At 38.0% G+C, this 11,291-nt stretch carries 11 protein-coding genes; 1 reads left to right on the forward strand and 10 read right to left on the reverse strand.

What is annotated here, in order from left to right:
- Positions 1-108 precede the first annotated feature (108 nt).
- The 7 genes from argB to ASU31_RS07870 form a co-directional block, all read right to left on the reverse strand.
- The gene (argB, locus tag ASU31_RS07840) at positions 109-939 is read right to left on the reverse strand and encodes an acetylglutamate kinase (protein ID WP_057931811.1); all 831 of its coding nucleotides are present in this window, start codon (positions 937-939) and stop codon (positions 109-111) included.
- A 104-nt stretch (positions 940-1,043) separates the two neighbouring features.
- Complete coding sequence (locus tag ASU31_RS07845) at positions 1,044-2,015, reverse strand: Rossmann-fold NAD(P)-binding domain-containing protein (RefSeq protein ID WP_057931812.1); 972 nt, start codon at positions 2,013-2,015, stop codon at positions 1,044-1,046.
- A 106-nt stretch (positions 2,016-2,121) separates the two neighbouring features.
- A complete protein-coding gene (locus ASU31_RS07850) occupies positions 2,122-3,252 on the reverse strand; it encodes an aspartate aminotransferase family protein (RefSeq protein WP_057931916.1) in 1,131 nt (376 codons plus the stop codon).
- Positions 3,253-3,283: 31 nt separating this feature from the next.
- On the reverse strand, positions 3,284-3,604 hold the full coding sequence (locus tag ASU31_RS07855; RefSeq protein WP_057931813.1) for a four helix bundle protein: 321 nt from the start codon (positions 3,602-3,604) through the stop codon (positions 3,284-3,286).
- A 93-nt stretch (positions 3,605-3,697) separates the two neighbouring features.
- Complete coding sequence (gene argC, locus ASU31_RS07860) at positions 3,698-4,678, reverse strand: N-acetyl-gamma-glutamyl-phosphate reductase (protein ID WP_057931814.1); 981 nt, start codon at positions 4,676-4,678, stop codon at positions 3,698-3,700.
- Positions 4,679-4,768: 90 nt separating this feature from the next.
- Complete coding sequence (gene argG, locus ASU31_RS07865; protein ID WP_057931815.1) at positions 4,769-5,956, reverse strand: argininosuccinate synthase; 1,188 nt, start codon at positions 5,954-5,956, stop codon at positions 4,769-4,771.
- 1 nt (position 5,957) lies between these two features.
- Positions 5,958-6,656, reverse strand: coding sequence for an N-acetyltransferase (locus ASU31_RS07870; protein WP_057931816.1), 699 nt, complete (start codon positions 6,654-6,656; stop codon positions 5,958-5,960).
- Between the two features lie 580 nt (positions 6,657-7,236).
- On the opposite strand from ASU31_RS07870, the gene ASU31_RS07875 reads away from it, so the two are divergent.
- The gene (locus tag ASU31_RS07875) at positions 7,237-7,938 is read left to right on the forward strand and encodes a DUF4397 domain-containing protein (protein ID WP_167346165.1); all 702 of its coding nucleotides are present in this window, start codon (positions 7,237-7,239) and stop codon (positions 7,936-7,938) included.
- 118 nt (positions 7,939-8,056) lie between these two features.
- Here the strand turns inward: ASU31_RS07875 and ASU31_RS07880 are convergent, their stop codons facing one another.
- Genes ASU31_RS07880 through ASU31_RS07890 form a run of 3 tightly spaced genes read right to left on the reverse strand, consistent with a single transcriptional unit; the run spans position 8,057 to position 11,289 of the window.
- Entirely contained in the window at positions 8,057-9,040 is a 984-nt protein-coding gene (locus tag ASU31_RS07880) for a DUF5007 domain-containing protein (protein WP_057931818.1), read from the reverse strand.
- Between the two features lie 18 nt (positions 9,041-9,058).
- On the reverse strand, positions 9,059-9,745 hold the full coding sequence (locus ASU31_RS07885) for a hypothetical protein (RefSeq protein WP_057931819.1): 687 nt from the start codon (positions 9,743-9,745) through the stop codon (positions 9,059-9,061).
- A 26-nt stretch (positions 9,746-9,771) separates the two neighbouring features.
- Positions 9,772-11,289, reverse strand: coding sequence for a RagB/SusD family nutrient uptake outer membrane protein (locus ASU31_RS07890; protein WP_057931820.1), 1,518 nt, complete (start codon positions 11,287-11,289; stop codon positions 9,772-9,774).
- Positions 11,290-11,291: the final 2 nt, after the last annotated feature.

The following is an 11,291-nucleotide window of genomic DNA, read 5'->3' on the forward strand; positions in this document are numbered from 1 at the left end:
AAAAGTATTTCCGTTTCTATCAGGTTTAAATGACAAAGCCAACATTAATCGGTTTCCTTTCCTTTCTAATCCCAAAACCTTCCGCCTTCAACCTTTCTACACTCTACCTTATTTTAACATTTTGGTGCCAAAAGTTCCCTCGGCAAGTTCAGCGAGCTCATCGGCTTTGCCGATATAAACCGCAGAAACTCCTTTCTTAATCGCTTCAAAGGCATTGTGCAGTTTAGGGATCATTCCACCTTGCACAGTTCCATCGGCTTTTAAACCTTCAAACTCATCGGCTTTGATTTCTCTTACAACAGAAGCATCATCATTAACATCCCGAAGTACCCCTTTTTTCTCAAAGCAATATACCAAACGTGTTTCATACAAGTTCGACATCGCTACTGCAACAGAAGAAGCAATGGTATCAGCATTGGTATTTAGAAGCTGAGTATCACCGTCATGTGTAATTGCACATAAAACAGGAACAAAGCCAGCATTTAATAAAGTGCCTAAAGTGTTCGCTGAAACAGAATTTTCATCTAAATCGCCAACAAAACCATAATCAATTACGGCTCCAGCCATAGGACCACCTTCCAGGCCATAGGTTTTGGTAATAACAGGTCTTTTTTTCGCCTTAATGATATTACCATCTGCGCCGGTTAAACCAATCGCATTACTTCCTTTGGCCTGTAGTTGGGCAACCATATTTTTATTGATCAGTCCGGCGTAAACCATCGTTACAATACGCAGTGTTTCGATATCGGTAATTCTTCTTCCCTCAACCATTTTGGCTTCAATGCCCAACGATTCGCCCAGTTCAGTTGCAATTTTACCCCCGCCATGAACCAGGATTTTATCTCCTGGCAATGAAGTAAAATCCAATAAAAACTGGTGTAGGTTTTCGGAGTTATCGATTACGTTTCCGCCGATTTTTATGATAGTGAGTTGTTTCATAATTTATTCTTACCGTGGTTCGTGTCTCCACGAACCACATTAATAATTTTGTTTCACCATATTAATAATTTCGGCTCGTGAGGACACGAGCCGAGGCATATGATTTACAATTCCTCCAACATGGCTTTTATCACCGCCTGCGCCGCCCATAAACGGTTACCTGCTTCGTGGATAACTAATGAATTTGGTCCATCCAAAATCTCTGATGATAATTCTAAATCACGACGAACTGGCAAACAGTGCATCACTTTCGCATCGTTTGTGAACTTTAATTTTTCATTATTCATCATCCAGCCATCAGGATAAGTTAACACTTTTCCATACTCTTTATAACTACTCCAGTTTTTCACATACACATAATCAGCACCGGCTAAAGCTTCCTCTAAATTATATTGAATATCGGCGTTAGGCGTAAAATCTTCCGAAAGCTCGTAACCTTCTGGTTGGGCAATGGTAAAATCGATCATTCCTTCTCCCTGAGCTTTGCACATCCACTCTGCAAAAGAATTTGGTACCGCCTGAGGCAAAGCCTTTACATGAGGCGCCCAGGCTAAAACTACCTTTGGTTTGCGTCCATCGGGTTTCTTTGTCCAGGTTTCGTGAATGGTAATAATATCGGCAAAGCTTTGTAAAGGGTGACGTGTTGCACTCTCTAAACTCACCACAGGTACCGCACAATATTTCACAAATTTATTGAAGAAATCTTCGCTATAATCTTCCTCGCGGTTATTCAGTTTTGGAAAAGATCGCAAGCCTAAAATATCGCAATATTGGCCCATCACCGCAGCAGCTTCGCGGATATGTTCAACTGTCGAACCATTCATCACCACACCATCCTGTGTTTCTAAAGCCCAGCCTTCTTTATCCAGATTCATCACCATTACATTCATACCTAAGTTTAAGGCCGCTTTTTGGGTACTTAACCGGGTACGTAAACTTGGATTCATAAAAACTAAACCTAAGGTTTTGTTCTTACCTAAATCTTGGTGCGCATAAGGATTCGCCTTTAACGCTAGCGCATCATTTACAAACTGTTTGATGCTTGGAACATCGTGTACGGAAGTGAAAAGTTTCATATTAAGGTATAAGGTTTAAGGTGTTGGGTTTAAGGTTTTCCCTTCACCTGCTCTTAAAAATTTCAATAAAATAAGCTTGCACTAATTTTAAATGAATGTTTTTTTATTATTTCACCAATTTACTAAAAGCTGCCAAAAACTCATCAGCATGTGCTTTTGTTAAATTTAAGGCCGGCAATAAACGGATCACATTCGGTTTTGCCTCGCCGGTAAAAATATGGTATGTAAATAATAATTCTTTTTTAACATGCGCCAGTTCGGCAGGTAATTCGATACCGATCATTAATCCACGGCCACGTACTTCTACCACCTGCTCAAATTTCTTCAATTCGGTAATTAAGTAACTTCCCACTTCTTGTGCATTTTTCATCAGATTTTCCTGTTGCATCACTTCTAAAACAGCTAAAGCCGCAGCACAAGCTAAATGGTTACCACCGAAAGTTGTACCTAACTCTCCATGCCAAGGTTTAAATTTAGGTGCAATAGAGATCCCTGCCACCGGAAAGCCGTTACCCATTCCTTTTGCCATGGTATAAACATCTGCTTCAACCCCGGAATAATCGTGTGAGTAAAACGTTCCGGTACGTCCGTAGCCGCATTGTACACTATCGGCAATGTAAACCGCATTATATTCGTCGCAAAGTGAACGGATTTTCTGCAAGAAACTCTTCGAAGCTTCTTTGATCCCGCCAACACCTTGAATGCCCTCAATAATAACGGCCGAAATTTCATTGCCTTGTGCTTTAAAAGTTTCTTCTAACGCAACCTCATTATTAAAAGGCAAAAAGATTACATTTTCGGTCTGGTTAACAGGTGCTACAATTTTAGGATTATCGGTTACGGCAACTGCCAAAGATGTACGTCCGTGGAAAGCGCCTGTAAAAGCAATTACCTTTTTTCTTCCGTTATAAAATGAAGCTAATTTTAAGGCATTTTCATTTGCCTCCGCTCCAGAATTACATAAAAAGAGCTGAAAGTCTTTTTTACCAGAAACTGTTCCCAATAATTCTGCAAGCTGAACCTGCAAAGGAATTTTCACCGAGTTAGAGTAAAAACCAACCTTATTTAACTGATCGGTTAAGCGGTTTACATAATGTGGGTTAGTATGGCCGATTGAAATTACAGCATGACCGCCATATAAATCTAAATATTGTTGTTCGTTAGCATCCCAAACATTACTGCCGGCTGCTTTGGTTATTTCTATATCGTTAAGTGGGTAAACGTCGAATAGTTGCATTTTTTGAGGTATAAGGTTTGAGGTGTAAGGTTTAAGGTTTTTTCCCTCCACTTCTCAAAAATTTTAAAAATGAAATTAGCATTGCCCTAACTTCGTTAATTGATTGGTTCACTTTTAGATAATCATCTTCACTTATATACTTTAATTCAGAAGCACATAAACAACAATAATCTATCTCGTTGGCAGAACCTAAAGCATTATCAAGAAAATGTGCAAAATCTTTATCTGTAAATCTTCCACATCCTTCAACAATATTCAAGGGTATAGATAAGGAAGCCCGGGTAAGTTGCGAGGTTAATTCGAACCGCTCTTCTTTTGGAAATTGTGTCGAAATATTTTTCTTTATGAACATATTCAACTCATGTGATTTCTTCCAAACGTCAAGTTTTTTTGTAATCTCTCATTGCTTTACCTTACGCCTTAAACCCTACACCCTTTACCCTATTTAAAAATTAGCGGCTTTTAACTTAAGTCCTGCTGTTTCATCCAAGCCGAACATTAAATTCATATTCTGAACCGCTTGTCCGCTGGCACCTTTTAACAGGTTATCAATGATACTGATGATAAATAATTTACCACCGTGTTTTTCTATATGTACCAATGCCTTGTTGGTGTTCACAACCTGTTTTAGATCGATGTTTTTCCGGCTTACATGCGTAAAAGGGTGGGCACTATAATATGCTTCGTAAATATTTTGCGCTTCTTCTAAACTTAAATCACTTTCCAGGTACATCGCAGCCAAAATACCTCTGGTAAATGCACCACGCTGTGGGATAAAACTTAAAGCTTCAGAAAGTGATGGTTGCAACTGCAACAAACTCTCGGTAATCTCATTCAGATGCTGGTGTTCGAATGCTTTATAAATCGAAAGATTGTTGTTTCTCCAGCTAAAGTGCGAAGTGGTAGCTAAACTCTGTCCTGCACCGGTAGATCCGGTGGTAGCATTGATGTGAACCTCATTCTGAATCAACCCTTTTGAAGCCAAAGGCAACAAGCCCAATTGAATACAAGTTGCAAAACAGCCAGGGTTAGCAATATTTTTAGCTACTTTAATTTTATCGTGGTTTAGTTCGGGTAATCCGTAAACAAAGTCTTTGGTCGAAAAGCTGGCATTTGCATGCAACCTGAAATCCTGAGACAAATCGATAATTTTAATGTTATCGTTAATTGGATTAGCAGCCAAAAACTTTTTCGCATCGCCATGGCCAACACAAAGGAAAAGCACATCGATATCCTGCGGAATATCGCTTACAAACTTTAAATCTGTATCGCCGATCAGATCAGTATGCACATCAGAAATTAAGTTTCCGGCATTACTTGTACTGTTTACAAAAGCAATTTCAACATTCGGGTGGTTAACCAAAATACGTAACATTTCGCCTCCGGTGTAACCCGCACCACCAATTATTCCTGCTTTAATTTTCATATTTAAAAAGGTTTAGGATTTGAGGCTTAAGGCTTAAAGTTTATGCTATGCAGCCATAAACCTTAAACCCTTTACCTTCAGCCTTTGAAGCTATGCTTCGTTATTTACTTTATGCCAGATCATTACCTGGTTACCAAATATTTTAGAGAAGCCTTTAACATCTTCTCCACTCCATGCGTTATTCATTTCGCCATAGCTACCAAATTTATTGCTCATTAAATCGTGGTTAGATTCAATACCAATGATCTGGAAACGGTATGGCAACAACTCTACAAATACTTTACCGCTCACAAATTTTTGTGTATCAGTTAAAAAAGCCTCAATATTCCGCATAATCGGATCGTGGAACTGACCTTCGTGCAACCAGTTACCATAGAAAGAGGATAGTTGTTCTTTCCAGCTTAACTGCCATTTGGTTAAGGTGTGTTTTTCTAAAGTATGGTGTGCTTTGATAATGATAATGGGGCCAGCAGCCTCAAAACCTACGCGACCTTTAATCCCAATAATGGTATCACCAACGTGGATATCTCTACCGATGCCAAAAGGCTGAGCAATTGCCTGTAATTTCTGGATTGCCCTAACAGGTGCTAATTTTTCACCATCAATAGCAATCAGTTCGCCTTTTTCGAAGGTTAATTCTACCCTGCGCGATTCTGTTTCAGAAACCTGGGTTGGCCAGGCGCTTTCTGGTAAGGTTTCGTGAGAAGTTAAAGTTTCCTTTCCTCCTACCGAAGTTCCCCATAAACCTTTGTTGATCGAATATCTTGCTTTTTCTGCACTATATTCTACACCATGTTGTGCTAAATATTCTATTTCCGCCTCGCGGGATAATTTTAAATCTCTAATTGGAGTAATGATTTCAACCCCTGGGATAAGGATATTGAAGATCATATCGAAACGTACCTGATCGTTACCTGCACCGGTACTACCATGAGCTACATAATCTGCACCAATTTTTTTCACGTAGTTGGCAATAGCTGTTGCCTGACTAACACGCTCTGCACTTACCGATAATGGATAAGTAGCATTTTTTAATACGTTACCAAAAACCAGGTACTTAATGCACCCTTCATAATAACTTTCAGTTTCATCTACAACAGCATGCGATTTTACGCCTAAAGCATATGCTCTTTTCTCAATTTCCTGTAACTCTTCATCAGAAAAACCACCAGTATTTACAATTACCGAGTGAACTTCTAATCCACGGTCTTGTGCCAGGTAAATACAACAAAATGAGGTATCTAAGCCTCCGCTAAATGCTAAAACAACTTTTTTCATGCTATTTAAATAAAAAGGTAAATAAAAATAAAAGGGCTTTTAAGCCGTTTTTTGGCTTAGGTTTAACAACTAAACGCTGTTTAATGCGCATAAAGCGCTCGTATAATTTGGGTTTCTTTTGCAGTTCTTCGGCAAATTGCTTGGCTACCTCATGTTTCTTCTCAGCCGGATCGTAAAGCATAGCCGTACACATACAGTTTTTGCGTTCCTTCATTTTTAAAATTTCGAAGTTTACGCAGCTTTGGCAGCCTTTCCAAAACTCTTCATCCTGGGTAAGTTCGCTGTAGGTTACGGGCTCGTAGCCTAAATCTGAATTGATTTTCATTACGGCCAAACCTGTTGTTAAACCAAATATTTTGGCCTTTGGGTACAACTTTCTCGACAAACCGAAAATTTCATTTTTAATGGCTTTTGCTAATCCCGCTTTGCGGTACTTAGGACTTACCACTAAACCACTATTGGCCACAAACTGTCCGTGGCTCCAGGTTTCTATATAGCAAAATCCTGCCCAAGAGCCATCTTTATGGAAAGCAATAACTGATTTGCCTTCTTGCATTTTATTAGAAATATATTCCGGCGAACGCTTAGCAATCCCTGTTCCACGAGCTTTTGCCGATTCTGCCATTTCGGTTACTATTTCTTCTGCAAATACACGATGTTCAGGAAGTGCAACCTGCACTATAAATTCGTTAATATCCATTCGTTTTCTAACGAAAAATTATAAGTATTCTTGTTAATTGGGTTTTTAGAGAGGATCAATTCCTCGTTACGTTTAGTGTAGGTACTAAATACGTGGAGTGAAATTTTGCCGGCTTGTGGGATAATAAAACACGGGCTGAAAATGATTAATAAACACACCTTTTCCAGACACATTTTGTGCTGTGGAAACAGAAAGTTTATGTAAAATTTGTTTAATCATTTCTTGCGTATTAAAACGGCTTTAACTCTATTGAGGTGCAAAGGTTTAAATAAAAATCGAGTTACACAATAATATCATCATTTTTTTATGTTAAGCTTTCAATTTTATTGAACTAATCTGACTTAAACAAGTATTGAGGCCACTTATAAATTTAAAAAAAATCGGGTATCGTACATTTCAGTTATAGGTTCTACTGCCAATTTTAACATTGTTAAAAGAATGCGACAAACTTTAACATCTGCTTAACATCATTTAACATCCAGCAATACGGTTTAAACTCAATATTTGTATGTCTGTAGCGAATGCGATCTGGCTATCGTTTTATGGATACTCCTTAAATATTAAATCAAATTTTAACTGTATGAAGAATTTTACTCCCTTTCATTTCAAATCGATCCCTTTATTTGTTCTAATTGCTTTTACAGCACTCACTTCATGTAAAAAAACCGAAACTGCCGATCCTAACATATCTTATTTAAGGGTAATCAATGCATCACCTTCTTTGGCTACCTACAATGCTTACTTTAATGGCAGCATGGTTAATTCAGCAGCTTTACCATTTGGAGGCTCTGCTGCTTATCTTTCTTATACCGCAGGCGCTTACAGTTTAAAATTTACAACGGCCAGTAGCGCAGAGAGTTTGTTAACCAAAACCATTACTTTAAATGCAAGCACCTATTACTCTTCTTATTTAGTTAATAAACCGGCTGCATTAGATGTTTATACCATTAGTGATGATCTTTCTATTCCATCAACTGATAAAGCCTACATCCGCTTTATCAATTTATCGCCTGATGCACCTGCTTTAGACCTGGCAAAAACGAGCGCAACTACCACGCTGGCTACCAATAAAACCTATAAAAGTGCAAGTGGTTTTATTGCTGTAGATGCAGGAACTTATACATTGGATGCAAAAGAAACTTCATCAGGAACAGTTAAAGCTACTTCCGCCAGCACCAGTTTTACAGCGGGTTATCATTATGACATTATTTGTGGTGGTTTGGTGAGCCCTGCAAATGAAACCGAACGCCCTTTAAGTTTACAGGTTATATTGATCAAATAAAAAGAGGCTTTTGTGTTTACCCCTCATAAAAAACGGCAATTTTCGATATGAAAATTGCCGTTTTTGGCTTGTATTAAAAATGAAGGTATCTTCTTGTTAGGAAAGATGGTATTCTTCTCTATTTTTTGATTACATCAGGGAATTTTACCTGAATTACATAAGTGCCTTCGAGCTTCAATTGCCACGACCATCTTGGATTTACAGAAAAACCTGGTGATGCCGGGAAGCCATCTATTGACTTTATAAAGGTACTCGGTATTCTGTAATACATTAAGAAACCCCAATCGGTAGTTGGTGTAACATATTTTGTTAAAGGAAACGGTGCTACCTCAAAATCACAGATCATAGCGGTATCAGTTTGAATAACCGGGTTAAATTTAGCATAGTTTTCAAAAATCGGCCTATCTCCCCTTGCTATAATTTCTCCTGCTTTAGGATTAAAAACTTTACCATTTTTATCAACCATCTTTAAAATGGCCCTAGCACCATTGTTAGATATTTTGGTACAGGTAATGATTGGGTTTTTCATCGGCGTTGCGACACCCGTAACATCATTAAAGCCGTTAGCAACATTATCTGTGATAACGAATAAATCTTCAATTTCTGGATCTACAACATTGATCGTAGCCAGTTTCGGAAAAACCTTGACACCCGTAGCATTGGTCATCTCTACATCAAAAACGTATCTACCCAAGGGTAAATTAGCCGATGCTTTGTTAAAGGTAAGCTGACCGCTATTCTCATTAAAATACATGGGTAATCTCTTCACCAATTCTCTTTTTTTATCCAGTTGCTCACGTGTAACATCTGTTTCCGGATCAAAATTCATTCCTGTTTTAAACACTAAAATTTCGTATTCTTTTGAAAATTCTGCCGGTGCCGGAGAACCGTCTTCTTTTCGCAAGTTTAACATTTTAAATGTATAAGGTGGGGTAGATCCATCGGCATTAATCCTGTCAGACTGAGCTAATATCAATCCTCTTTTGGCAAAGATATCATTGTCTTTATATCGGATTGCATCGCTTTGGAAACCTTTCTCAATTTTTGTGCAGGCATATATGCTCAACAAAAACAATAGGCCTAAAATATATTTAACTTTCATATTTGATAAAGTTTATGGTTAATTCCCTAAGGGTTGTGCATTAAAGAACAAACGATGATTTCCGCTTAAAACATGAACAATTCCTGTTTTGGTTATAATGCCAGAAGTTTGGACGTCTACAGCCTTATCTTTTTGATCTTCGGGTATAGCATTCAAATCGGGCTCTTTATCATCACGCGTGCCAATCACTTTGGTATAGGTAACATAATCTACGTAATTTATATACTGACCATACTCGTAAGAACGCCTAAACTTTATCAGGTATTGAACGTTTGGAATTACACCTAATAAACTATTGTATAATTTACCCCCAAGCGTAATCTGATCCCGGTTCATTTTTCCTGCAAACAGATAGGTTTTTAAAGAATCGCTCAGCTCCTGTGATGGAATATCTTTTATTCCGAAGTTAAAATTTTCATTTCCTGTTTCAATAGCCTTTTGGTTTTTCTTTGCGCTTACATAATCGGCAACGCTATAATTGGTGGAAGCAAAGAAGGTAACATCTCCATTTACGATATCTTTTAAGCCCGCTTTATCAATCACTTTAACCAACGAATCAAAATTCCGGTTAGACTTTAAATAGTCGTAGGTGGTCATATCCACATAGGCGTTACTAGGCCCCCCATCGCGCTTATAGTCGTCTTTTTTACATGCCGATAAGGCAACTATGACTATAGCTATATATATTAAAATATTATTTTTCATGATTTTTAATCTAAAGATTAATTTATTTACACTTTACCCAACCAATAAGTAGTTTGTTTCAGATATGGATTATTCCTAAATAAAGCAGGATCTAAAGGCCAATAAAAGCCTTCTTTTCTAAATCTTGCTTCAGGAAGCCAGTCTACAATAAAACCATATCTTCGGGTCCGCAGCAAATCATAAAACAAATGTCCTTCCAAAAACATTTCCCTTCCACGTTCTATAATATATTCATCCATTACTTCATCTACCGACAAGCCATTGTCCACCAGTACCGGATCAGGGTCATTCCTTCTTCTAAATGCATTGATAATGGTGGTAGCTGTAGCAGCGTCTCCTTTATAGAGTGCGATTTCGGCCTTCAATAGTACCATATCGGCCAATCTAAAGATAATGATGTTATTGCTTAGATAAGGGTTTAACTTTTGCCCCGGATTCCGGTAAGTTACATTGCTGTATTTAATGCACATGGGTTTTTCTGGCAGCGTAAAATCAAAACCTTTTTTATACCGGATATCTGTATCCGTATAAAAATGATCATTTATATATCTTGGTACAACATAAAGCCGTGGGTTGTTGCCATTTCCATTAATATAGCTTCCGTTTAAAAACTGTGCACCTATTGAACTAGCTGAGCCCTCAAGCGTATTTTCGCTAATGTTAATTTCAAAAATACCTTCCGAAGAACGGCCTATAAAAGTATTTTTATAATTGGCAGTATCGGTTAAGGTATAACCTCCGCGGCTGATTAAAGTATTAATGGTTGTATCGGCACTATTTACATCAACCAAATTTGGTGCATCGGTTGTTACATCGGCCATAGTTGCCCGCCACAAATACAAATGGGCTAAAAGTGCATAAGCAGATCCTTTATTGGCGGTTACTTTTGCATCGCCGCTACTGGCGTAGGTCCAACCCAATAAATTAATAGCTTTATGGCAGTCATCCTCTATCAGTTTCATTACCTCTGCTCTTGGTTTTCTAGGCAACTGAGGTGCATTAAGCGGATCTTCGTATGCTTCGGTAACTATTGGCACATCGCCCCATACCCTCACCATCATAAAATAACTCAAGGCTCTTAAAAAATAAGCCTGACCTAAAATGTTGTTTCTAAATTCAGTAGCATCATCTTCTTCGGATAATTGTGCATCTGTCATTCCAGCTGCCTTTTGCAATATGAGGTTAGACATGGCTATGCTTTTGTAATAAAGCGTATAATTAGCCAATGTATTTAGGTTATATTGAAAAGTAAAGTCGCCGTTTTGTATACCTTCAAGCCCGTCTCCATTATATTGTATGGTAAAGTAATTTTTAGCAATGGCATCGCCATACATGTAGTATCTGTTATTTTTATTGGTAATGGCATTGCGCAACAAGGCGTAATTACCAGCCATGGCGCTCCTTGCATCTTTGGAGTTCTTCCAAAAAGTTTGCTCATATGGTGCATCTTTAGGCTCTTCGTAAAGTAGCTTTTTACACGCACTGGTACTTAATATAATGATTATAGTGCTTAATATGCCGAGTTTTGTAATTATATTTTTCATCT

The organism is Pedobacter ginsenosidimutans (assembly GCF_001442625.1).
Classification (GTDB): domain Bacteria; phylum Bacteroidota; class Bacteroidia; order Sphingobacteriales; family Sphingobacteriaceae; genus Pedobacter; species Pedobacter ginsenosidimutans.

What these genes read in the sequence shown, in the direction of transcription:
- argC (WP_057931814.1), bottom strand. Translation starts at nt 4,678, where the DNA reads ATGAAAATTAAAGCAGGAATAATTGGTGGTGCGGGTTACACCGGAGGC.
- ASU31_RS07855 (WP_057931813.1), bottom strand. Translation starts at nt 3,604, where the DNA reads ATGTTCATAAAGAAAAATATTTCGACACAATTTCCAAAAGAAGAGCGG.
- ASU31_RS07885 (WP_057931819.1), bottom strand. Translation starts at nt 9,745, where the DNA reads ATGAAAAATAATATTTTAATATATATAGCTATAGTCATAGTTGCCTTA.
- ASU31_RS07875 (WP_167346165.1), top strand. Translation starts at nt 7,237, where the DNA reads ATGAAGAATTTTACTCCCTTTCATTTCAAATCGATCCCTTTATTTGTT.
- ASU31_RS07870 (WP_057931816.1), bottom strand. Translation starts at nt 6,656, where the DNA reads ATGGATATTAACGAATTTATAGTGCAGGTTGCACTTCCTGAACATCGT.
- argB (WP_057931811.1), bottom strand. Translation starts at nt 939, where the DNA reads ATGAAACAACTCACTATCATAAAAATCGGCGGAAACGTAATCGATAAC.
- argG (WP_057931815.1), bottom strand. Translation starts at nt 5,956, where the DNA reads ATGAAAAAAGTTGTTTTAGCATTTAGCGGAGGCTTAGATACCTCATTT.
- ASU31_RS07845 (WP_057931812.1), bottom strand. Translation starts at nt 2,015, where the DNA reads ATGAAACTTTTCACTTCCGTACACGATGTTCCAAGCATCAAACAGTTT.
- ASU31_RS07890 (WP_057931820.1), bottom strand. Translation starts at nt 11,289, where the DNA reads ATGAAAAATATAATTACAAAACTCGGCATATTAAGCACTATAATCATT.
- ASU31_RS07880 (WP_057931818.1), bottom strand. Translation starts at nt 9,040, where the DNA reads ATGAAAGTTAAATATATTTTAGGCCTATTGTTTTTGTTGAGCATATAT.
- ASU31_RS07850 (WP_057931916.1), bottom strand. Translation starts at nt 3,252, where the DNA reads ATGCAACTATTCGACGTTTACCCACTTAACGATATAGAAATAACCAAA.